The sequence below is a fragment of the Shewanella sp. OMA3-2 genome (assembly GCF_021513195.1).
GTDB lineage: Bacteria > Pseudomonadota > Gammaproteobacteria > Enterobacterales > Shewanellaceae > Shewanella.
Map to the genome: position 1 here is coordinate 2,162,765 of NZ_CP090974.1, position 21,999 is coordinate 2,184,763.

The following is a 21,999-nucleotide window of genomic DNA, read 5'->3' on the forward strand; positions in this document are numbered from 1 at the left end:
TAGAATAGCGACTTACCCATTTTTTATTTTTCGGATATATTCTAGATGCAAATCAATCGTGTACTTCTAACAGCTATTGGCAGTGTTTTATTGGCCATGGTAACTATTCAGTCAGGTGCTTCTTTAGCTAAACAACTTTTTCCTATCGTTGGCCCTGAAGGTACAACGGCACTACGTTTAGGTTTTGCTGCAGCGGTGCTTTGGTTGGTGTTTCGTCCTTGGCGTGCCTTACCTCAGGGGAGAGATTGGCAAAGCATCATTATTTATGGTTTGTGTTTAGGTGGAATGAATATTTTGTTCTATTTATCCATTGAACGTATTCCATTGGGAATAGCCGTTGCGCTTGAGTTTACCAGGCCTTTAGCGTTAGCGCTTTTGGGATCAAAAAGAAAAACTGACCTGTTCTGGGTAGGCTGTGCTATAGCTGGTATTTTACTTCTGCTACCTGACTCATCCAGTGCACAGGGGCTTGATCTTACTGGTGCATTAATGGCACTGGGAGCGGGGGCCTGTTGGGCTGGATATATCTTGTTTGGGACTCGCACTGGCAAGCAAGCATCGGGTGGTATTACCGTGGCTCTTGGTATGACAGTGGCTGCCATTGTGTTAGTACCTGTTGGTGCTATCAGCCAAGGTTTAGCGTTAATCAGCTGGGAAGTGTTACCACTAGGACTATTGGTGGGCATATTGTCCAGTGCCTTACCTTATTCTTTAGAAATGGTGGCCTTAAGAAATATGCCTACTCAAACTTTTAGTGTGTTAATGAGTTTAGAGCCAGCAATCGCCGCATTGGCAGGTTTTATTATTTTAGCTGAGCAACTGACTTTACTACAGTGGTCCGCTATTGGTTTAGTCATTGTTGCCTCTATTGGCAGCAGTTTTACCCCCAAAAAAGCGATTGAAATGGGAGTGTAAAAAAGCTATTTAAATTGCTAACAAGCTTTTTATCACTAAGTGTCTGATGGTTTGTTAGCCGTTAAATAAGATGAGGTTTCTCTAACATGTATATTGGTGAAATATCAAAAAAGACCGGATTATCTATCAAGGCTATTCGTTTTTATGAGGAGAGGGGACTCATCCAAACGCCGGAAAGAAAAGGCCGTTATCGGGTATATCAACAAAAAGATGTAGAGTTGCTGATTTTAATTAAGGAAGCTAAAGCATTGGGAGTCACCTTATCTCAACTTAAAGGCGTTATAGTGTATAAAAATGATCGAGTTGACTGGGCAAGTATAAAACAATTTCTCAGTGAGTTTAGAGAGGAACTAGTGGCTAAGAGTAAAGATATCAACAATAAGATAGCGAATATTGATCGGTGTTTTGAACAAATTATGTGTTAAGTATCACTTGACTCTCCCCTAATAGGGAGACGGTAAGCTACATCTTAAATACCTTTATATTGGAAAATGAGATGAGCAAAAAAATATTAGTGTTATCTGCAAACCCAAGAAAGAATAGTTTTACTCACCATTTGGCTTGCATATACGCAGACGCAGCAGAAAAAAATCATCAGGTTAAACGACTCGATATATCTGAAATGCAGTTTGATCTCGATCTATCAGCTGGATATAAAGAGCGCATGTTAATGGAAGCTCCGCTTATGGAGTTTCAGGCTGCACTTGAGTGGTGTGAGCATTTAGTGATTTTAACGCCGATTTGGTGGGGATCCGTACCAGCAAAGTTAAAAGGGTTGATTGATCGTACTTTTTTACCTGGTTTTGCATTTCAATATGAACAGGGCAAGTTAATCCCTAAAAAATTATTACAGGGTAAAACGGCTCGTATTATCATGATGATGGATACTCCTCCATGGTATTACATCTGGGTGCAAGGAGCTCCTGCTCTTAAGCAGTTAAAGAAAACGACGCTTGAATTTGTTGGGTTTTATTCAATACAAAGCAACATGATTGGTCCTATCATTAATGCTACTCAAGGCACTAGAGATAAATGGGTTCAGCGGGTGTCGAAACTGGGTTTTGAGGCGTGTTGACATTATGCCAACTAGGTGAAAATAAATATTACTTATTTTCTAGCTTTGGCCTTCTGTGTTAAGAGCGTTGCCGTGGCCTGATCTTTATATTGGTGTCGATTAGAGTATTAGTTTTATCTGGTTACAGGCCTAACGATGAAAAAGGGTGGCGTTAGATCGTCACTTTGCCACCCGTGGATATATTAATCTGCTAAATAATAAGCAATCGTTGAAACAACTCTAACTTGCTTAATATGTGGATTGTTCTTGTCGCGGTCATTTATTGAAAATTGCCCTTGTGAAGCCTTTTTAATCTTACCTAGCTGGCTGTTTGAATCTGTAGCAAATTTCTCTGCAACCATTCGAGCATTGGTGGTTGATTGCTCGATCATTTGCGGTTTGATTTCATTCAGTCGAGTAAAGATATACTCAACCTGTGCATTGTAATCATTTTGGCTAAATACAATGCCTTTTTTACCTAATTCGGTCAGTTTTGGCATAGCATCACGCACCAGTTGAATACTTTTTGAGTAAACGGTAATGGTTTGCAGTGCGGTGTAACGGAACTCAAAATCTTGCTGGCCACCATATTGTTGCGCCAACTTATCATTAATAGTGGGAGCTGAAAAGCTGATTTCATCCACTGCAATATTCTGTGAGGTTAGAAAGTTAATGACTTGCTGCGCCTGAGTGTCGACTTGATTATATAAGCCTTCAATATCATTACTGGCAGCGGTAAATTGAATCGGCCATATAACAATGTCGGCTGGAAATTCTGCTTCAGCTAACCCTTTTACGGTAACACTTCGATCGTAGGTTTTTACTTCAATTAAGGCCTGTTTTATCAGTATGCCAAAAACGGTGAAGCTAATGACTAGCATAAGCCCCAAAATGGTTGCACTTGATTTTTGCATTTTTCTACCTTAATGATTGTTTAGAAAGCGGTGAACTGATCGTACCAAAAGCATTCAACTGGCTAATTGGCTATATCTAGCTAATATTAGTGGGTGTCATGCCAAAGGATTGAAGATGCCAGCTACGTTATTGAATCAAGGTTCAGACCAGATCAAATTAGAATTACCGTCAGCTGTTTGGGCTTGGCGTAAAACTGTTTTTGAACGCATTTTCAGCATTTTATCCCTCATTTGCATCCCCGTTTATATTACCAGCGTTTATCTGTGTATCAAGATGAATTATTGGGAACTCGTCATTTTTGATACATTTGTATATGCCACTTTTGTGAGTGTGGCTTTTGGGTCTATTATTCCGCTTAAAATACGCTTCACTATAGGCTGTGCCATTACCTATTTAATTGGGGTTGCTTTTTTGCTGGTGATTGGTCCTTCTGGCGCAGGTTTTTTTTGGTTATTTATCTACCCACTGTTGAGTTGTGTTTTATTAGGTAATAAGGCGGGTTATATTGCACAAGTTATTAATTTTTTTACATTAGCTGTGATTGGTCTGCTTTTTTATCATCATGTATTACAGTGGCCAGAAATAGAAGGTTATTCATTTTTTATTTGGTGTGTGGTCGCGATTAATTTTATGGTAACGAATATTCTTGCTATGTCTATTTGTGGCTATTTATTACAGGCAACTGCAAAGCATTTAAAACAGGTTCAAGTATCTCGTTATGCCTTTGTTGTCGGTTTAGCGACATTATCAGAATCGTATAATCCCAGTGCTAAATTACATATTCATCGTGTGGCCATGTATGTTCAGATTTTAGCGGTGCAACTGGCGAATACGGCATCAAGTCGTGATGAAATGGTTGAAAAAATAGATGACCTCATGCTTGCCAGCATGCTACATGATGTAGGAATGCGTGAAGTTCCAGAGCGATTATTGTGCTACAAAGGCAAAATGTCTTTGGATAATTTTGAAGACATAAAACGTCATTGCGTCAGTGGTGCGTCATTGTTAAAAAGTTTGCAAAATTACCACCCTAACGGTGAGTTGTTATTTATGGCTAGGGATATAGCCTTGTATCACCATGAAAATTGGGATGGTTCAGGATATCCACAAAATGTGATGGGTACGCTTATTCCGCTAAGTGCACGGCTTATGCGATTAGTGGATGTGTATGATGGTATGACGAGTGAAAGAAGTTACCAGCAAATGATGGGCCATAATGCCGCTGTTGAGTTTATTAAGCAGCAATCGGGCATATTGTTTGATCCTAATGTGGTTAACGCTTTTTTACTTGTGACGGCAGACTTTGCCCAACTTAACCCAAATAAACTCGCTATACAGGCATAAAAAAACCAGCGCTAAAGGCTGGTTTGATAATAATGTTAGCCATTATAGGCATGACCATCGCAGCTGCTAATGGTTAAATTCAACCCTAGTCACGGCTTTAGTCGCGTGATAGTGGTAAAATTTCAATACCCTGAAACAGAATAATTGTTAAGCAAGTTTTGCTTTACGGTCACGTGAAGCTTGGGCTAAATCACGCAGTAATTTTTCAGAGTCGTCCCAATGCAAACATGCATCGGTAATACTTTGGCCGTATGTTAGCGGCTTGCCTTCAATGACTTTCTGATTACCTTCAATCATAAAGCTTTCTGCCATTATGCCTGCTATGGCGGTTGAACCTTCGCGTAGTTGGGTAATAATGCTATCTGCTACATTTAATTGATTTTTATGATTTTTCTGGCTATTTCCATGACTAAAATCAATCACTATACGTTGGCTAATACCCACATCTTCAAGTTGCTGACGCACGGTTTCTATATCAGCGGCTTGATAGTTAGGCTGCTTACCACCACGTAAAATAATATGGCCATATGGGTTGCCATGGGTGCGGTAAACCGCCATGGCGCCATCTTTATCCGGTGAATAAAATATATGCGGTACTTGCGCTGCACGAACGGCATCAACAGCTATGTTGATATTACCGTCGGTGCCATTTTTAAAGCCCACTGGACACGATAAAGCCGATGCCATTTCACGGTGAATTTGGCTTTCGGTGGTGCGTGCACCAATAGCGCCCCAGGTGATGAGGTCGGCAATATACTGACCGTTCACCATGTCTAAAAACTCAGTGGCAATCGGTAACTTCAATTCAGTGATTTGTTGCAACAGTTGACGCGCCATACGCAAGCCTTTATTAGGGCTGAAGCTGCCGTCTAAATCCAGGTCAGAAATCAGACCTTTCCAGCCTACAATAGTGCGGGGTTTTTCAAAATAGACGCGCATGACAATACATAAGTCATCTTTTAATTCATGGTGTAATGTCGATAAGCGCTGGGCATAATCTAATGCTGCTTTAGTATCATGAATCGAGCAAGGTCCAATAATCACCAATAGGCGTTGGTCTTCACCAGAAATAATCGCTTCTACTTCTCTACGCTGCTGAACAAGGTAATCAGCGGCATTTTGAGTAAGCGGATATTCAGACGCAAGTTGTGCGGGTGAAATTACTTTGCATAATAAGGATGTGCGTAGTTCGTCTGTTTTAATGGTCATTCATATTACCGCTAAATCGTGAGATGCTTATTTGCATCATAATAGGGCGATTATAACCTCAAATATGTTATCGATGCGAGTTTCACAGACCAACTAATGCTTGTAAAATATCAATCTTGTTCAACAATAAAACCGATTAGACAGCTTTAACCTATTTTTAAATGAGCTTATAAGATAAGTTTTGCTGTGGGGTTGACGAATATTTCATTAGGTTAAAGGTGAAATATTCGTCAAATAATAAGTAGCAGAGATTGTTCTATATTATAAACAGCCCTAGAACATATGACGTTCTAACCTGGTTATATCCAGAATTTTAGTCGCTATCTCTTCAACTGAATGATTAGTGGTATTCACAAAGGGAATACGTTCTCTTTTATACAGCATTTCAACTTCTTTAACTTCTAAACGGCATTGTCTCAGTGATGAATAGCGGCTATTTTCCATGCGACTTTGGCGAATTTCATGCAGACGATTAGGATCTATGGTTAAACCAAATAATTTAGATTTATTACGTTTAAGGGCATCAGGTAACTTTAGGTTATCCATGTCATCTTCGGTGAAAGGGTAGTTTGCTGCTTTTATGCCAAATTGCATAGATAAATAGAGGCTTGAAGGCGTTTTACCACATCGCGATACACCTAAAAGAATGATGTCCGCTTTATCCATATGTTTCATGGTTTGGCCGTCATCATTTTCCATTGAAAAGTTAATGGCTTCAATTCTAGCTTCATAACTGTGGTTAGCTTTACCATGGGTGCGGTGTAAAGCGGGCTTAGCTTCGACACCTAAATGTTGTTCTAATGGCGCAACAAAGGTGTTCAAAAAATCATAATCCATCCCTTCTGAAGAGAATATGACGTTTCTGATGTCGGGGTTAACGATAGAATGAAACACTAGCGGTCTTTCACCTGTGGTAATAAAACTATCATTTATTTGTCGCTTCACTTTTTCTGCTTTTTGAAGTGTCTCGACAAATGGAATTGTAAGTGCTTCAAATTGAATGGGAAACTGTGATAGAACCGCATGACCAAAAACCTCGGCGGTGATCGCTGTCCCATCCGAGATATAGAATACTTTAGGTGCCATAATGACCTCTTGTTGTAATAAAATTACAAATAAAATTAATTATTTACGCGTCTTATAGGGGAGTGTAAAATGCCGCTGCCCTTATGTGAAGTGGCCACTGAAATAAAACTTGCGGAGATAAAACTGTGCAGCAATACGTACTCTGGTATCAAGAATTAGGCATGGGTGATGTGAACAAGGTTGGCGGTAAAAACGCATCCCTTGGAGAAATGATCAGTAATCTAGCCAATGCAGGCGTTCAAGTACCTGGTGGTTTTGCAACTACCTCTCATGCGTTTAATGAGTTCCTTGAACAAAGTGGTGTTAATCAAAAGATTTACAACCTACTAGAAACCTTAGATGTAGACGATGTAACGGCGCTTGCTAAAGCCGGTGCACAGATTAGACAGTGGGTAATTGACACCCCATTCCACCCAGAATTTGAATCAGCCGTTCGTGAGGCTTACGAGCAGTTAGCTAGCGAAACTTCAGAGGCTTCATTTGCCGTGCGTTCGTCGGCAACCGCTGAAGATATGCCAGATGCTTCATTTGCTGGCCAGCAAGAAACCTTCCTAAACGTTAAAGGTTATGATGCAGTCATTCTTGCGATTAAGCATGTGTTTGCTTCTCTGTTTAACGACCGTGCAATTTCATACCGCGTTCACCAAGGTTATGAGCACCAAGGTGTGGCATTGTCTGCGGGTATTCAACGCATGGTTCGCTCAGACAAAGCTGCATCAGGCGTGATGTTCACTATGGACACAGAATCAGGTAACAACGACGTTGTATTTATCACTTCATCTTTTGGTTTAGGTGAAATGGTGGTGCAGGGCGCCGTTAACCCAGATGAATTTTATGTTCATAAGCCAATTTTAGCGCAGGGGCATCAAGCCGTTGTGCGCCGTAATATCGGCAGCAAGTTAATTCAAATGGTTTACTCTGATGAAACATCCCACGGTAAACAAGTTAAAATTGAAGATGTCGCGGCAGATCAGCGCCGTATATTTTCAATTAATGATGCTGAAGTGATGGAACTGGCGAAACAAGCCGTTATTATCGAAAAGCATTATGGCCGTGCAATGGACATTGAATGGGCAAAAGATGGCAACGACGGTAAGTTATATATCGTTCAAGCTCGTCCTGAAACCGTGCGTAGCCGTGAAGATGTTCAGCTTATTGAACGTTACCATTTAAAAACCAAAGGCGATGTGATCTGTGAAGGCCGTGCTATTGGTCATAAAATTGGTTCAGGCGTAGCAAAAGTATTAACATCAATTGCCGACATGGATCAAATTCAACCAGGTGATGTATTAGTTACTGACATGACAGACCCAGATTGGGAACCTATCATGAAGCGCGCTAGCGCCATTGTGACAAACCGTGGTGGACGTACTTGTCACGCAGCCATTATTGCCCGTGAGCTAGGCGTTCCTGCTGTTGTAGGTTGTGGCAATGTCACTGATTTAATTAAAAATGGCGAGCTAGTGACTGTTTCTTGCGCTGAAGGTGATACAGGCTTTATATACTCTGGCAAACAAGAGTTTGAAGTCGTCACCAACCGTGTCGATACACTGCCTGACTTACCAATGAAAATCATGATGAACGTTGGTAACCCTGATCGTGCATTTGATTTCGCTCGTTTACCAAACGAAGGTGTAGGGCTTGCGCGCTTAGAGTTTATTATCAACCGTATGATTGGTATTCACCCTAAAGCTTTGCTTGAGTTCAACCAGCAAAGTGCTGAGCTGCAAACTGAAATTAACGAAATGATCGCCGGTTATGACTCGCCAGTTGAGTTCTATATCGCTCGTTTAGTTGAAGGTATTGCCACTATCGCCTCGGCGTTCTACCCGAAAAAAGTCATTGTACGTATGTCAGACTTTAAGTCTAACGAGTACGCTAACTTAGTTGGTGGTGAACATTATGAGCCAGAAGAAGAAAACCCAATGTTGGGCTTCCGTGGTGCAAGTCGTTATATTTCTGAATCATTCCGCGATTGTTTCGCGTTAGAGTGTGAAGCAATTAAACGTGTGCGTAACCAAATGGGCTTAACTAACGTTGAAGTGATGATCCCATTTGTGCGCACATTAGGCGAAGCTGCTCAAGTTATCGACTTGCTTAAAGAACAAGGTTTAGAGCGTGGCAAAGATGGATTACGCGTCATTATGATGTGTGAATTACCGTCAAACGCATTACTTGCTGAACAGTTCTTAGAGTACTTTGATGGTTTCTCTATCGGTTCTAACGACTTAACTCAGTTAACCTTAGGTCTTGACCGTGATTCTGGCATTATCAGCCATTTATTTGATGAGCGTAATCCAGCCGTTAAAGCGCTGTTAGCTATGGCCATTAAAGCGGCTAAAGATAAAGGCGCTTATGTGGGCATTTGTGGCCAAGGCCCATCTGACCACGCTGACTTTGCCCAATGGTTAGTAGAGCAAGGTATCGATAGCGTATCACTTAATCCTGATACTGTGATTGACACATGGTTGTACCTAGCAAAAGATCACGCTTAATCAATTAAACTTATCAAAATAGCTGGTTTGAATTCGATTTAGCATTTAGCTTCGAAGCCAATTACAGGTATTTTTATCAAGTTGTTAAAAAAGCCGCTATTTAGCGGCTTTTTTTTGTTTATAATGGCTGTAACTAATAATAAATAATAAGTCTGCCATGTTACCTCTACTTTCACACAAACAAACTTTAGAACCGATTTATCTAGCGTATTTAGATGTGCTGGAACAAAGTGATTTTAATGGTGAAATCGATAAACGATATAGCGCCAGACTTATTCAAGCCACCGACAATTCTGTTTATCAATTTTTGCCCCAAGCCGTTATTTATCCCGCAAGTCAAAAAGATGTCGAGCTGGTATTACGCTTAGCTGCTAAACCTGAGTTTAGTGCAGTAACATTCAGCGCCCGTGGTGGTGGAACTGGCACTAATGGGCAATCTTTAACCCATGGACTTATTTTAGACGTGTCACGTCATATGAACCAAGTCATTGAGATCAACGCCAAAGAAGGTTGGGTGAAGGTACAGGCGGGGGTGGTAAAAGATGCGTTGAATGATGCACTCAGACCCCACGGCTACTTTTTCAGTCCTGATTTATCCACATCAAACCGCGCCACAGTTGGCGGAATGGTCAACACCGACGCGTCTGGTGCAGGATCTTTAGTGTACGGTAAAACATCTGATCATGTTTTAGGACTGACTAGCGTATTAATTGATGGCAGTGTATTAACCACTCGACCTATTAATAAAGATTCAACCCATTCTTCACCGACCGAAAATGCATTGGCAGATAGTATTATTGCCAAAGTGGCTGATATTTGCCGTGATAAGCGTGAATTAATCGATAATCGGTTTCCGAAATTAAATCGTTTTTTAACCGGTTATGATTTAAAGCATGTTTGGGATGAAACATTAAGCCATTTCGACTTATCCCGTATTCTAGCCGGTTCAGAAGGCACGCTTGCGGTGATCACCGAAGCGAAATTAAACATTACCCCGCTGCCAACCACGCGGATGATGGTTAATATAAAGTATGATTCGTTTGAGTCTGCTTTACGCCATGCTCCGTCATTAGTTCAAGCTAAAGCCACAGTAGTTGAAACCGTTGATTCAAAAGTATTAAACCTCGCTAAGAAAGATATAATTTGGCATTCGGTAGCGGATTTAATTCAAGATGTCCCTAATAAGGTTATTGAAGGATTAAATATGGTTGAGTTTGCCGGAGATGATGCTGACGTTCGTGCCAAGGTGGCCAGTTTAGAAGCCGTGCTCACTCAACAATTAGCTGATGAATTATACGGGCTAGTTGGATTTCAAATAACCAGCGATAAGCCCAGTATTGAGCAAATATATGGTATGCGTAAAAAAGCGGTAGGTTTACTGGGGGCCACTAAAGGTCGCCGCAAACCAATTGCATTTGCCGAAGACACAGCTGTACCACCTGAGAACCTAGCCGATTTTATTATGGAGTTTCGTGCGCTATTAGATGGCCATGAACTGCAATACGGCATGTTTGGTCATGTTGATGCGGGCGTATTGCATGTTCGTCCAGCCCTTGATATGTGTGATGAAGCCGATGAAAAGCTGCTTAAAGTGATTTCTGACCAAGTGGCGGCTCTGACGCTTAAATACGGCGGTTTAATGTGGGGCGAACACGGTAAAGGCGTGCGCGGCGAGTATGGCCCATCGGTTTTTGGAGATGAGTTATATGGCGTCCTTCAATATATCAAAGGCTTGTTTGACCCCGATAATCGTTTAAATCCTGGTAAATTAGTTGCACCAGCACAGTCTGGCCCTTTGATGTTCAATGTTGATAGCACCAAACGAGGCACCTTTGACAGACAAATTCCGGTGCAAGTGCGTGATGCTTTCCCCGATGTGATGAATTGTAACGGCAATGGCTTATGCTTTAACTACAGTGCCTACTCACCTATGTGTCCGTCTTTTAAAGTCACAGGTGACAGAATTCAATCACCTAAAGGTCGTACGGGGTTAATGCGAGAGTGGTTAAGATTACTTGAAGCTGAAGGAGTGAATGTAAACGAGTTAGCAGCATCAAAGTCATTAAGCTTATTACAACGGGTTCAAAATACCATTAACACCAAACGCGACTATGACTATTCGCATGAGGTGATGGAGTCGTTAAAGGGGTGTTTAGCCTGTAAAGCGTGTTCTAGTCAGTGTCCGGTAAAAGTGGATGTACCTAAATTTAGAGCGCAATTTTTTGATATTTATTACAAACGCTACTTACGTCCAGCTAAAGATTATTTAGTTGCCGGTATTGAAGACTCATTACCATTAATGGCAGCCATGCCCAAAGTGACCAACTTTGCCTCACAAAATCCGTTAAGCCAATGGATCATTAAGAAAACGATAGGTTATGTCGATTCACCCAAGCTGTCGGTGCCGACACTCAAGCAACGTTTAGATGGCCATCCAAGTCGTGGTTATGATCTCGATACTTTATACAGTATTCCTGAAGCTGACCGCGCACAATATGTCCTTGTGGTGCAAGATCCGTTTAATTCTTTTTATGATGCTGACATCGTGTATCACTTTATTCAATTAATTGAAAAGCTTGGTTTTAAACCGGTTTTATTACCCTTTAAACCTAATGGTAAACCAAGCCACATTAAAGGGTTTTTATCCAAGTTTGCCAAAACGGCCCAGGACAGTGCAGACTTTTTGAATAAGGTGCATTCACTTGGAATGCCAATGGTCGGTTTAGATCCCGCTTTAGTATTGTGTTACCGAGATGAGTACCATGAAGCGTTAGGCAAGAAACGAGGTAATTTTGAAGTCAAACTGGCCAATGAATGGTTAGTTAATGCCATTGAGGATTACCCTAAAGTGACGAACCAAACACCGGCGCAGTTTACCTGGTTTAGTCATTGCACCGAATCTACGGCTAAACCTAATACTGGCAAAGAGTGGCAAACTATTTTTAATCATTTTGGTGCCAATGTCAGTAGCTTAAATTTAGGATGTTGTGGTATGGCGGGCACATATGGTCATGAGCTTGAAAATCTTGAGCGCTCTAAAACCTTATTTGAAATGTCTTGGCAATCTAGTATTGATAAAGTGGCTCAAAAAAGTCAGATTTTAGTTTCGGGTTACTCATGTCGAAGCCAGGTTAAACGGTTTGCCAAGTTTAGTCCAAAACACCCTGTAGAAGCTTTATTAGCCTTGCTTAACAATAACTAGGTAGTGATGAAATGATAGATAATGACACTGAAATTGAAGCTGAAATCACACCCTCAGTGGGGGAGTTCACCCATAAAGACGGGGTAAAGTTGTGCAGTGATGAGGTGTTATTCAGTATTTTATCTGACGGCAGTTGGCTGTATCTTAATAGTCCGCTGCCGACTAAGTTTGCGCGTATGTTTAGTCATATTTTACATTGCATTGATACAGAGTACTTCTTAATTACGCCTGTCGAAAAAGTGAAGGTCGCTGTTGAAACTTGGCCTCTGTTAATGGTTGATGTCGATAAAACAGAACAAGGTTTTTGCTTTAAATCTAACCTTGATACTGACTTTAACGTGATACCGTCAGACATTAAACTGCAACAGCAAAGTATTTTGGTGAGCCTCCCTAGGGGGTTAACGGCAGTATTAAACCGTGCCTGCTATTACCGATATATTAATGAATATGTTTCTTTTGACTAAAGTGCTGGTTTCTAGCGTATGCTTAAAGGCTGGGTTGGATGCTATGTGCTGTTGTAGCACAAATAAATTCTAAAAGTATTCTCAATATAGCTGTTGTAGGGAGGTATCAATTGAAACGATTCGAAAGTTTAAATTACTTGGTATCACATTTAAATTTAGCTTTGCAGCAAGCGTTAGATACGCGCCTTAAGCGTTATGAATTAGATATTAAGCTCTGGCCGGTTTTGTTTACTTTGTGGCAAGAAGAGGGCTTGAGTCAAACCGAGTTGTCTAAACGATGTGACGTGGCTAACTACACCATGACACGCTTACTCGATCAGCTGCAAGTACAAGGTTTTGTTACCCGCCACCAGGAAGCTGATAATCGCCGAGCGTTTCAAATTTACTTAACAGACAATGGTAAAGCCCTAGAACATGATTTAATCCATGAAGCTGAATGGGTTAATGAACAGTTTTTAGATCAACTGACCGATACTGAGCAGCAAGAGTTAATGCGTTTGCTAAATAAAATTAACAACGCATGTTAAAAAGCTAACGTTTTCAATTATGATGATACAATACAGCTAATAAATATTGGAAATGGAATAACCATCATGGTTGATGAACAAAGCATTATTGTTGAAACTGAACGGCTAGTTTTACGCCCTTTTACCGCTAACGATGTGCATAGTCTTTTTTTATTAAACAGTCTCCCCGACATTCTCACTTATATTCCTATGGACCCTTTCACAGAGGAGTCGCAGGCGGCAGATATTTTCGAAAATGTCATTAAAGCCGATTATCAGCAACATGGTTTTGGTCGCTGGGCCGTGCATCATAAAGTTGATAATAGAGTCATCGGTTTTTGCGGTCCTAAATATCTACCTGAGTTTGACAAGGTTGAGCTAGGTTATCGATATTTTCCTGAATACTGGGGTAAAGGAATTGGTTATGAGGCGGCACAGGCAGCACTTAATACCTTTAAGCCATTACATGGAATTGAACTGGCTATAGCATTAATTTTGCACGGGAATGTGGGCTCAGAAGCGGTAGCTAGAAAAGTGGGAATGTCTGTCTTTGAGCAGAGTGAGTATTGTGGTCACAAGGTACATGTATATCAGTGCGATTTATAATGTATTTTGTGCCAATTTAGACAATAAATAACCAGCCTCTTAGCTGGTTATTTATCAATGACAATTTATTCGTCAGCGTGGTCACAAGTATCATTGGTGCAATGACCATAAAGATACAAGCTATGGTGGGTCAGTTTAATATTATGACGCATAGCAATTTCATCTTGGCGACGTTCAATCACATCATCAGAAAACTCAATCACTTTGTCACAAGTTAAACAGACTAAGTGGTCGTGATGTTGTTGAGTTGACATTTCAAAAACCGCTTTACCTGATTCAAAGTGGTGACGGTTTAAAATACCAGCATCATCAAATTGGTTAAGTACGCGGTACACAGTTGCTAAGCCAATTTCCTCACCAACTTCGAGTAATCTCTTGTACAAGTCTTCAGCACTGATGTGTTGATTTTCAGGGTTTTGCATTAGCTCTAGAATTTTAACTCTTGGCAGGGTAATTTTTAAACCGGCTTTTTTAAGCGCTTGATTTCCATCTGTCATTGCTAATCTCTTGATTGCAGAACCAATCGGTTCATCCGTGGGTAATTAATCATTATATGTGTTGAATAGGAAAACTTAAACCTCTTAAACTGCTTAATCGACTGATTAGTGCCAAAATCGTCGTTATTAACGACGCTTGGCAAATAATTAGCTTATTTGTGACAGTAAGCTTACTTATACTAAGGGATTATTGCCGTTAATGGCCTCGTGGGCAAAACTAGAAATATCATTTATTTTCTCTAGTGAAATAAATAAAGCTAAAAATGACTAAAGTTAGTTGCAGGTTAAACCCTGCTATTGATAGTGTAAGCTTGATTATTTAGTCTAAAAATACACCCTATAATAAAAAGGAATCACCATGTACCGGAATATTGTCGTGTTAACCGGCGCAGGCATTTCTGCAGAATCAGGTATTGGTACTTTTCGTGATCAAGATGGGCTATGGGAACAGCATCACATTGAAGATGTTGCGACACCAGAAGGCTATGCTAAAGATATTGAATTAGTTGAGCGATTCTATAATAGCCGTTGGACCCAATTGCATTCAGGTGAAGTAAGTGAAAACTTGGCCCATATAGCCTTGGCAAAGTTAGAAGCCAAATTTGAGGGTAATCTACTGGTTATTACCCAAAATGTAGATGACTTACATGAACGCGCGGGTTCTAGACGTTTATTGCATATGCATGGGGAATTATCTAAAGGTCGATGCCCTAAATCACTTCAAACATTTATTCTGCGTGAGCCTTTTGGCCCAGAAAACTGTTGTACTTGTTGTATTCCTGCCATGCGATTAAGGCCACATATTGTCTGGTTTGGTGAAATGCCTTTTGGAATGGACAGAATACATGATGCCCTTGATCACTGTGACCTATTTATTGCTATTGGCACTTCCGGTACAGTTTATCCAGCAGCAGGTTTTGTCGACAGTGCTAATCATCACGGAGCGCAAACGGTTGAAGTTAATCTTGCTGGCCCTGATAGACATAGTCAATTTCAATACCACTTTACCGGTAAAGCAGGCGACATAGTGCCTCTGTTAGTTGACTGCATTTTACAAGGTAAAATAATTGGCAGTGAGTTGACACAATCATGAGTACTAAACCAGTAGATGTTAAATCAATTGATACAGGAACAATGAACTCTAAGTTGGTTATTATTATGCGTGGCTTACCTGGTAGTGGTAAGTCCCATTGGATAGACCTATTTATTCAATCCCAACCTTTACCAGTAGCGCTGCAAATTAAGCAACGAGGTTATTTTTCAACCGACAATTTGTTTGTTGTTGATGGCCAGTATAAATTTGATGCCAGTAAGTTATCTGAATATCATCAAATTAATTTAAGCTTATTTATTGAAGCTTTATCAAGAGGTGAGCCCATTGTGATATGTGATAATACCAATGTGTGCCATTGGGAATATATCGCCTATAAAACTGCTGCAGTGGCATTAGGGTATAAGGTAAAAATAGTGATTACTGGTGAGCCAAAATCAAAGTCACACCAACTGCTGTGTGCACAACGTAATAAGCATCATGTTCAACTGAAACATATTCAAAGAATGGCAGAAATATTTGAAATATAATAACAACAGAATAAAATCACTCTGATTAATCCGTTGTTATTATATTATAAAGAGCATTTATATTTTATGATTTAGAGATAACTTCAAAATTAACCCGACGTATTTTTGAACGTTCAGAATTTGATAACTTCACATTCTTATTTTCAATAATGTGCGCACTTGATTGTAGTTGGCTAGGTGATGCGCCTAACAGCACCAAATGTTCAACTAAACCTTCTGCACGACGTTTTGCTAGGGCTTCATTGTACTTAATCGTGCCTTTGTCATCAGTATAACCTTGAATATCAATTGCTTTTTCTGGGTTATTCGCTAGAAAAGTAACGATGCAAGCCATATTGTTCTCTAAGCTGCTATAAGGTTTATCGCTATTTAATTCAAAATAAACTGGTCTAAACCCAAGCACTTCGCTCTCATGTTCATCCTGCAATGCATAATCTAGGCATGCTGGAGATAATGAAAATACTTTAGGGGGTTCAGGTACTACTTCAGGAGTAGATTTACAACCCGTTAAACTTAATAAAACAAATAAAGATGCTGAAATTTTAAAGTGTGCCATATCTATATTTAGTCCGTTAAAAAAGAAGCCGTAAAATTACCTACTCTATTTATATTGGTCAAGAGTAAAGTGCTATATTTTAGTGTAAAATAGAGAATAATTTAATATCAATACATCCTTTGTAATAATGTTATTTGTAATTACATTATAATGGGTGTGTATGTGGCCGCTTATTTTCATGTTTATGTAAGGATCGTTTTTTAGGTGTTGTTTTTTATTATTTGTTGCTGCAACATATTGGGGTGAATTTGTTTTACTAGGTAGTTAGTTTACATACCTTTTGATAATATTAAGGGATTAACCTGTACTTATGGATAAGAGTAAAGTACCAAACCAACCAATTGATGATAAAACTTTTGTAGCTGGAATAACCCAATCAACAAAAGTTAAGAATGAAGTAAACTTAATTGGTAAGTGTTTAAAAAAACGCTATCTAATCGAGTCTAAAATTGGTCATGGTGGTATGAGTGACATATACCGCGCTAAAGATCTTTATTTGGAATCTCTTAAGATCCCTGAGCCCTATGTGGCAATTAAAGTATTATTATCACAATTCTCTGATATTGAGGAGGCTCAACAAGTCTTAATTAAAGAGTCTGTTCAGACTCAGCAGCTTTCTCATCCCAATATTATTCGTGTCTATGATGTTGATACCGATGATGGTTATCATTTTATGGTCATGGAATGGCTAGATGGTGAAACATTAGAGCAAGTTATTAAACGCTCAAAACCATTAGGCATAAACTTTAAAGGTACAATGAAATTAGTTGAACAAATTGCTTCCGCTCTTACATATGCGCATCAGCAAGGTATTGTTCATACAGATTTAAAGCCTTCAAATATATTTTTAACGCGTCAAGGTAATATCAAAGTGTTTGATTTTGGCGTGGCTAAAAGTTTTCAACACAATGTAGATCAATATGCACTTACTGAAACAGACCATGACTCATCGTTAATTGGGTATACACCAGCATATGCTAGTTTTGAACAGCTAGCTGGTGAAGAAGCTTGTGCCGCGGATGATATTTTTGCGTTTTCATGCATTGTTTATGAGCTGCTCACGAGTAAGCATCCTTATCAAAGAGTCGCTGCTAATGACGTCGACTTAACTAAAACTAATCTGGCTAAACCTAAACATATCAGCTTAGGTCTATGGCCGACTTTGAAAAAAGGTCTTGCTATTAAAAAAGCGCAAAGAGCGGACTCAGTGCAAGCAATTATAGGTAAATTTCAAAGCAAAAACTGGCCTATCCCTACAGCAGTTGTTGCGGCAATAGTGCTTACGCTAGTAGGCGTACAAGTTCAGCGTAGTCACCAACAAGATATTCTAGCATTACAAAACAAAGTATTGCAGACCACTCAGGCGCAAAGCGAAGTCCAAGCCTATGAATTTCTACCAGCGTCTTCGGTTTTAGAGCGTATTGAAGAGATCCCCGCAGACAAACTATTAATTCGCAATGGCTTATTACGAAAACATCAAAGCTCAATATTAGATATTCTTGAACAACAAATTGAATTATTACCTAAAAGTAGAAATGGCTTATATCAAAACTACCAAAAAATAGAATCAATGATAAGTAATGTATCGGGTTATTACCCAGATTCAGTTCGTTTATTACAAATTAGTAATCAAGCACAGCGGAGTAAGCAATCTGTTATAGATTCATTATCAGATCGATTGAGCGTGCTGCTGTCACAGTCAAGATATAATGAAGAAGGTGATAATAACATTAAGGCTATCGTAGAAGATTTAGCATTTGTTGAACCTGAGTACCACTTTAGTCCAAGTGAAGCAGATTTTAATTTATATTCAAAAGCTTTTTCTACAGCTTTAAAGTCTCATGATGTAAAACAAATGAATGCATTAATTATTACTGGTGAAGTTGTATTTGCACATCAACCTTTAGCTGAACCTCTTATTGAGTATGGTTCGGCTTTACGAGTAGCGGTTAAAAAACTAAGTGATTATAACGATGCTAAAGCCAAGGGGCTTGCGGTTGATTATCCTTATGCCGCCGCGGAAGTTTATTATCGCGATACTTTTAATCAACTCACCACACGATTAGATACAATAAATGAACCAAAAGCCTTACATGCTTTTGATCAAGAGGTACGTGATTTAGCCACTAATTTACCTGCAGACTTTGAACCATTATTAACACTTGATAAGCGTTTAGCGGCATCGTTTTTACGTCAGGCCAATATATTTTTGGAAAAACAATATTTGAAAACCGCTCGTGAACTATTTGCCAGAGGTAACGAAATGTACGAACGCTTGAACGGTGTGCAGCGATTATAAATGTCAGTTGATGGTAAGTTTAACGTTGTAGAGTATGGATGATGTAAAAGAAATGGAATTAACTTTAGAAATTGTCAGTTATCATCGATTATCTCCCGAACAGATAACGATCAAGAATGTCACGCAATCTTTAACTATGGGGCGGGCTGAAACCTGTGATTGGTATTTACCGGATCCAGAAAAAGTCGTTTCGGGAACACATGCGCGCATTTCTAAACGCGAAGATGGTTTTTATATTGAAGATTTATCAACTAATGGACTGTATGTAAATCGAGCTGTCGATGCACTTGGCACCAAAGCATTACACAGAATAGATCATCAAGACTTGTTCACTTTTGGCGATTATGAGGTGAGTGCTTCGCTTGTTTCTAATGACAGAGTAAGCAGCCAGCCATTAATTAATACTGACATTAACCAGGCCAGCAATTTTGCTGTTTCGTCGGATAATTCACAGTCGAATTCCAATATAACTCAAAAGCAGCAATCCCCTATCTTTAGTGAACACTTAGATAATGGAGTGGCGGGCTTTGATGCTCACACGCTTTTAAATCAATCTAGTCAAAAAAAATCACTCTTTTCAGGTATCAATGCAGACTTACAGGACCATTTTCAACCGCCTGGAGCGAGCATACCGGAAGAGTGGGATAAAGACTTTTTTGGAGCGTCAGATTCACATGTTACTGACACGCCAGAGAGACAAACTCAACCACAACCACAACAAGTGAAAGAGTCTGCTTATGCAGCCGTGTCTGACGTATCACCTACTCAGTCCTCGCAGAGTCATACCACTCAACCGTCTCAACAGGTTACCTCTTTGACTCAAGCTTTTTTTAAAGGGCTGGGTGTTGATGAGCAAGATTATGCCAAAGTTTTGAATGAAGCATTGATGTTGGAGTTAGGCCAAAGCATGCACTTAATGTTAACTGGTTTAATGGATTCATTACGTCAACGCTCTCAATTAAAAATGGAGTTTCGAATTAATCACACTACTTTTCAGCAAAGAGAGAATAATCCGTTGAAGTTTTCGGCCAACATTGAGGATGTTTTTCAAAATTTATTTCTTAGAAAAAGTGCGAGTTTTTTGTCTTCACAACAAGCAATTGTAGAAGCATTTAATGATGCTAGAAAGCACGATATAGCACTGACATCGGGGACTATAGGGGCACTCCAAGGGTTATTAAACCAATTAGCTCCAGAGCTTATTGAGCAAAAAAGTCAAAGTCAGTCTTTTGCAGACATGTTACCTGGACAGAAGCAAAGTAGGCAGTGGAAAGTATATAAAAGCCTGCATCAAGATTTGAAGAATGAATTCATGCAAGACAAACCAGCTGCATTGTCAGATGATTTTGTTAAAGCCTATGACAGTAAACTTAAGTTATTATAAATAGTTGGAGACGACTCAATGAACCTTAAATCAAGTATTTATCAAATTTTTATCGTTAGCTTGTTACTTGTTAATTCCGGCTGTAAAACCATCAATGCTGTAGTGCCAGCCTCTACGGATATTACTTTTCAAGCCAGTGCAGATATTAATCCTGACATTAACCTACGCCCGTCGCCTGTGGTGGTAAAAATATTTGAGTTATCTTCTAGAACAATCTTTGATACTCAAGATTTTTTCACTTTATACGAAAATGCAGAATCAGTGCTGGGACCCGACTTGATCCGCAAAGATGAATTGGAATTACAGCCTTCAGAAATCAGAGAATACCCAATGAGTTTAGGTCATAACACCCGCTATGTTGGTGTGATTGTCGCTTATCGAGATATTGATTCCTCTCGGTGGCGATCAGTTGTTGCAGTCGATCCGACTGGATATGATGACGTAACCATTAATATTGAGCAAATAGCTGTATATAGCCAAGAAGATTAGTCACTTAAGCCAAGTGTGTTCAAAGATAGAATATCACTAATAGACGTTAAGAATAGGGAAGTTATGAGCGATTTTAGCCCAATAGCATGGACAGAAGGGATGTTTTTGCGCCCTCAGCATATGCAGCAACAAGAGCGTTTTTTACAATATCAACAAACACGTGTTGTTAATAAATTAAATCCATTTGCTTGGGGCGTGACAAATGTAGACATTAACTACAGTTTGTTGCCTTTAGGGCAATTTGGCTTAGACCGTATTGAATGTATGTTTCAAGATCATTCGTTAGCGCTTATGCCTGAGCAAAGCCCATTGCCTAAAGTGATTACTGTGCCAGCGGGCACTCTAGATCAACTGATTTACATTGTGCTACCTGTCACGAAAAGCAACGGCTTAAATATCTCATCTATTGAGCAGAATCAAATCACCCGTTATGTTTTTGACGATCATAATATTGTTGATACTAGCGTGGGTTCAGATGCGATGGAAGTATTGCAAGTAGCAAAGCTCGATTGCAGACTTAAATTACAAAATGAAGACCGCTCAGGATACGTGTCTATTGCCATTGCCAGAGTGATTGACGTATCAGATGAAGGTGTTGTTAGACTCGATAAGAAGTTTATTCCAGCCTGTACAGGCATTGAGCATATTAAAGCGTTACAGAATATTAATTCTGAAGTGAACGGCATGATCCATCAGCGTGCCGATGCAATAGCGGCTAGATTAAACCAATCTCAAGGGTCATCAAGTTCGATAGCTGACTTTTTAATGCTGCAACTGTTAAATCGGTACCAACCTATTTTTGAGCATTATTCTGTTGCTAGTCATATTCATCCCGAAAAATTATTTTGTACATTAATTGCTTTTGCTGGTGAGTTAGCGACCTTTAGTAGCGCAGATAAACGTCCGCCAAAATTTCCAATATATCAACATGATAATTTAACTTATGTCTTTAGTAATACCATGGTGATTGTCAATCATGGATTAAGCAGTGTATTGGAGCAAAGTGCGACAGAATTGAGTTTAGAAAAGACTAAATTTGGTGTTTATTTCTCGACGATTGCGGATAAAAGTATGTTGGATAATTCGGAGTTCATTTTGGCCGTTAAAGCTAATGTGCCAAATGATGAGTTACGTCAGCGTTTACCGTCACAGATTAAAATTGGCTCGGTAGAGAGTATTCGCGAATTAGTTAATAACCAGCTTCCAGGGATCGGAATTACTAATCTTCCAGTGGCGCCAAGGCAAGTCCCTTACCATGCCGGTTATCATTATTTCCAGCTTGATAAAAATAATAGCCACTGGATAAAACTCAAATCAAGTGGTGGTGTAGCCATGCATATTTCAGGTGCTTATCCTGATTTACAAATTGAGCTATGGGCTGTCAGCTTATAACAAAC

Annotated in this window: 20 protein-coding genes; 15 read left to right on the forward strand and 5 right to left on the reverse strand. The window is 39.6% G+C overall.

The window, feature by feature from the left end:
• The first annotated feature begins 45 nt into the window (after positions 1 to 45).
• From L0B17_RS09540 to L0B17_RS09550, 3 genes are all read left to right on the forward strand, one after another.
• Positions 46 to 915 carry an EamA family transporter gene (locus L0B17_RS09540; protein WP_235084371.1) on the forward strand — a complete coding sequence of 290 codons (870 nt, stop codon included), beginning with the start codon at positions 46 to 48 and terminating at the stop codon, positions 913 to 915.
• 86 nt (positions 916 to 1,001) lie between these two features.
• Positions 1,002 to 1,340: a MerR family transcriptional regulator gene (locus L0B17_RS09545; protein ID WP_235084372.1), complete on the forward strand. Its 339-nt coding sequence runs from the start codon at positions 1,002 to 1,004 to the stop codon at positions 1,338 to 1,340.
• A 71-nt stretch (positions 1,341 to 1,411) separates the two neighbouring features.
• Positions 1,412 to 1,990, forward strand: a complete 579-nt coding sequence (locus tag L0B17_RS09550) for an NAD(P)H-dependent oxidoreductase (RefSeq protein WP_235084373.1) — start codon at positions 1,412 to 1,414, stop codon at positions 1,988 to 1,990.
• 182 nt (positions 1,991 to 2,172) lie between these two features.
• Here L0B17_RS09550 and L0B17_RS09555 read toward each other — a convergent pair whose 3' ends face one another.
• The gene (locus L0B17_RS09555) at positions 2,173 to 2,883 is read right to left on the reverse strand and encodes an SIMPL domain-containing protein (protein WP_235084380.1); all 711 of its coding nucleotides are present in this window, start codon (positions 2,881 to 2,883) and stop codon (positions 2,173 to 2,175) included.
• Between the two features lie 115 nt (positions 2,884 to 2,998).
• Between L0B17_RS09555 and L0B17_RS09560 the strand changes: the two genes are divergently transcribed.
• Positions 2,999 to 4,228: an HD-GYP domain-containing protein gene (locus L0B17_RS09560; RefSeq protein WP_235084384.1), complete on the forward strand. Its 1,230-nt coding sequence runs from the start codon at positions 2,999 to 3,001 to the stop codon at positions 4,226 to 4,228.
• A gap of 147 nt (positions 4,229 to 4,375) precedes the next feature.
• On the opposite strand, the gene L0B17_RS09565 is transcribed toward L0B17_RS09560, so the two are convergent.
• Both L0B17_RS09565 and ppsR read right to left on the reverse strand, forming a co-directional pair.
• On the reverse strand, positions 4,376 to 5,437 hold the full coding sequence (locus L0B17_RS09565) for a 3-deoxy-7-phosphoheptulonate synthase (protein WP_235084386.1): 1,062 nt from the start codon (positions 5,435 to 5,437) through the stop codon (positions 4,376 to 4,378).
• A 273-nt stretch (positions 5,438 to 5,710) separates the two neighbouring features.
• Positions 5,711 to 6,523 (reverse strand): posphoenolpyruvate synthetase regulatory kinase/phosphorylase PpsR, encoded by an 813-nt coding sequence (gene ppsR / locus L0B17_RS09570; RefSeq protein WP_235084387.1) that lies wholly within the window; start codon positions 6,521 to 6,523, stop codon positions 5,711 to 5,713.
• A 125-nt stretch (positions 6,524 to 6,648) separates the two neighbouring features.
• On the opposite strand from ppsR, the gene ppsA reads away from it, so the two are divergent.
• The 5 genes from ppsA (at position 6,649) to L0B17_RS09595 (ending at position 13,796) form a co-directional block, all read left to right on the forward strand.
• On the forward strand, positions 6,649 to 9,018 hold the full coding sequence (ppsA, locus tag L0B17_RS09575) for a phosphoenolpyruvate synthase (RefSeq protein WP_235084388.1): 2,370 nt from the start codon (positions 6,649 to 6,651) through the stop codon (positions 9,016 to 9,018).
• Between the two features lie 157 nt (positions 9,019 to 9,175).
• Positions 9,176 to 12,220 (forward strand): D-2-hydroxyglutarate dehydrogenase YdiJ, encoded by a 3,045-nt coding sequence (ydiJ, locus tag L0B17_RS09580; protein WP_235084389.1) that lies wholly within the window; start codon positions 9,176 to 9,178, stop codon positions 12,218 to 12,220.
• Between the two features lie 11 nt (positions 12,221 to 12,231).
• Complete coding sequence (locus tag L0B17_RS09585) at positions 12,232 to 12,684, forward strand: DUF1285 domain-containing protein (RefSeq protein ID WP_235084390.1); 453 nt, start codon at positions 12,232 to 12,234, stop codon at positions 12,682 to 12,684.
• Positions 12,685 to 12,794: 110 nt separating this feature from the next.
• Positions 12,795 to 13,211: a MarR family winged helix-turn-helix transcriptional regulator gene (locus L0B17_RS09590; RefSeq protein WP_235084391.1), complete on the forward strand. Its 417-nt coding sequence runs from the start codon at positions 12,795 to 12,797 to the stop codon at positions 13,209 to 13,211.
• 84 nt (positions 13,212 to 13,295) lie between these two features.
• Entirely contained in the window at positions 13,296 to 13,796 is a 501-nt protein-coding gene (locus L0B17_RS09595) for a GNAT family N-acetyltransferase (RefSeq protein WP_235089715.1), read from the forward strand.
• 65 nt (positions 13,797 to 13,861) lie between these two features.
• Here the strand turns inward: L0B17_RS09595 and fur are convergent, their stop codons facing one another.
• Positions 13,862 to 14,293 carry a ferric iron uptake transcriptional regulator gene (gene fur, locus L0B17_RS09600; RefSeq protein ID WP_235084392.1) on the reverse strand — a complete coding sequence of 144 codons (432 nt, stop codon included), beginning with the start codon at positions 14,291 to 14,293 and terminating at the stop codon, positions 13,862 to 13,864.
• A gap of 358 nt (positions 14,294 to 14,651) precedes the next feature.
• Between fur and L0B17_RS09605 the strand changes: the two genes are divergently transcribed.
• Together L0B17_RS09605 and L0B17_RS09610 are read left to right on the forward strand one after the other, a co-directional pair.
• Positions 14,652 to 15,386, forward strand: a complete 735-nt coding sequence (locus L0B17_RS09605) for an NAD-dependent deacylase (RefSeq protein ID WP_235084393.1) — start codon at positions 14,652 to 14,654, stop codon at positions 15,384 to 15,386.
• A 41-nt stretch (positions 15,387 to 15,427) separates the two neighbouring features.
• Entirely contained in the window at positions 15,428 to 15,874 is a 447-nt protein-coding gene (locus L0B17_RS09610; RefSeq protein WP_235089717.1) for an AAA family ATPase, read from the forward strand.
• Positions 15,875 to 15,938: 64 nt separating this feature from the next.
• Here L0B17_RS09610 and L0B17_RS09615 read toward each other — a convergent pair whose 3' ends face one another.
• Positions 15,939 to 16,430: an OmpA family protein gene (locus L0B17_RS09615; RefSeq protein ID WP_235084394.1), complete on the reverse strand. Its 492-nt coding sequence runs from the start codon at positions 16,428 to 16,430 to the stop codon at positions 15,939 to 15,941.
• A gap of 310 nt (positions 16,431 to 16,740) precedes the next feature.
• Between L0B17_RS09615 and L0B17_RS09620 the strand changes: the two genes are divergently transcribed.
• The 4 genes from L0B17_RS09620 (at position 16,741) to tssK (ending at position 21,994) form a co-directional block, all read left to right on the forward strand.
• A complete protein-coding gene (locus L0B17_RS09620) occupies positions 16,741 to 18,729 on the forward strand; it encodes a serine/threonine-protein kinase (RefSeq protein ID WP_235084395.1) in 1,989 nt (662 codons plus the stop codon).
• A gap of 34 nt (positions 18,730 to 18,763) precedes the next feature.
• A complete protein-coding gene (gene tagH, locus L0B17_RS09625; RefSeq protein ID WP_235084396.1) occupies positions 18,764 to 20,113 on the forward strand; it encodes a type VI secretion system-associated FHA domain protein TagH in 1,350 nt (449 codons plus the stop codon).
• Between the two features lie 18 nt (positions 20,114 to 20,131).
• Positions 20,132 to 20,602, forward strand: coding sequence for a type VI secretion system lipoprotein TssJ (tssJ, locus tag L0B17_RS09630; protein ID WP_235084398.1), 471 nt, complete (start codon positions 20,132 to 20,134; stop codon positions 20,600 to 20,602).
• A gap of 63 nt (positions 20,603 to 20,665) precedes the next feature.
• On the forward strand, positions 20,666 to 21,994 hold the full coding sequence (gene tssK, locus L0B17_RS09635) for a type VI secretion system baseplate subunit TssK (protein WP_235084399.1): 1,329 nt from the start codon (positions 20,666 to 20,668) through the stop codon (positions 21,992 to 21,994).
• Positions 21,995 to 21,999: the final 5 nt, after the last annotated feature.

Bases quoted from the DNA above. Each gene is read 5' to 3' on its own strand.
- L0B17_RS09540 (WP_235084371.1), top strand. From the start codon at position 46: ATGCAAATCAATCGTGTACTTCTAACAGCTATTGGCAGTGTTTTATTG.
- L0B17_RS09545 (WP_235084372.1), top strand. From the start codon at position 1,002: ATGTATATTGGTGAAATATCAAAAAAGACCGGATTATCTATCAAGGCT.
- L0B17_RS09550 (WP_235084373.1), top strand. From the start codon at position 1,412: ATGAGCAAAAAAATATTAGTGTTATCTGCAAACCCAAGAAAGAATAGT.
- L0B17_RS09555 (WP_235084380.1), bottom strand. From the start codon at position 2,883: ATGCAAAAATCAAGTGCAACCATTTTGGGGCTTATGCTAGTCATTAGC.
- L0B17_RS09560 (WP_235084384.1), top strand. From the start codon at position 2,999: ATGCCAGCTACGTTATTGAATCAAGGTTCAGACCAGATCAAATTAGAA.
- L0B17_RS09565 (WP_235084386.1), bottom strand. From the start codon at position 5,437: ATGACCATTAAAACAGACGAACTACGCACATCCTTATTATGCAAAGTA.
- ppsR (WP_235084387.1), bottom strand. From the start codon at position 6,523: ATGGCACCTAAAGTATTCTATATCTCGGATGGGACAGCGATCACCGCC.
- ydiJ (WP_235084389.1), top strand. From the start codon at position 9,176: ATGTTACCTCTACTTTCACACAAACAAACTTTAGAACCGATTTATCTA.
- L0B17_RS09585 (WP_235084390.1), top strand. From the start codon at position 12,232: ATGATAGATAATGACACTGAAATTGAAGCTGAAATCACACCCTCAGTG.
- fur (WP_235084392.1), bottom strand. From the start codon at position 14,293: ATGACAGATGGAAATCAAGCGCTTAAAAAAGCCGGTTTAAAAATTACC.
- L0B17_RS09605 (WP_235084393.1), top strand. From the start codon at position 14,652: ATGTACCGGAATATTGTCGTGTTAACCGGCGCAGGCATTTCTGCAGAA.
- L0B17_RS09610 (WP_235089717.1), top strand. From the start codon at position 15,428: ATGAACTCTAAGTTGGTTATTATTATGCGTGGCTTACCTGGTAGTGGT.
- L0B17_RS09615 (WP_235084394.1), bottom strand. From the start codon at position 16,430: ATGGCACACTTTAAAATTTCAGCATCTTTATTTGTTTTATTAAGTTTA.
- L0B17_RS09620 (WP_235084395.1), top strand. From the start codon at position 16,741: ATGGATAAGAGTAAAGTACCAAACCAACCAATTGATGATAAAACTTTT.
- tagH (WP_235084396.1), top strand. From the start codon at position 18,764: ATGGATGATGTAAAAGAAATGGAATTAACTTTAGAAATTGTCAGTTAT.
- tssJ (WP_235084398.1), top strand. From the start codon at position 20,132: ATGAACCTTAAATCAAGTATTTATCAAATTTTTATCGTTAGCTTGTTA.
- tssK (WP_235084399.1), top strand. From the start codon at position 20,666: ATGAGCGATTTTAGCCCAATAGCATGGACAGAAGGGATGTTTTTGCGC.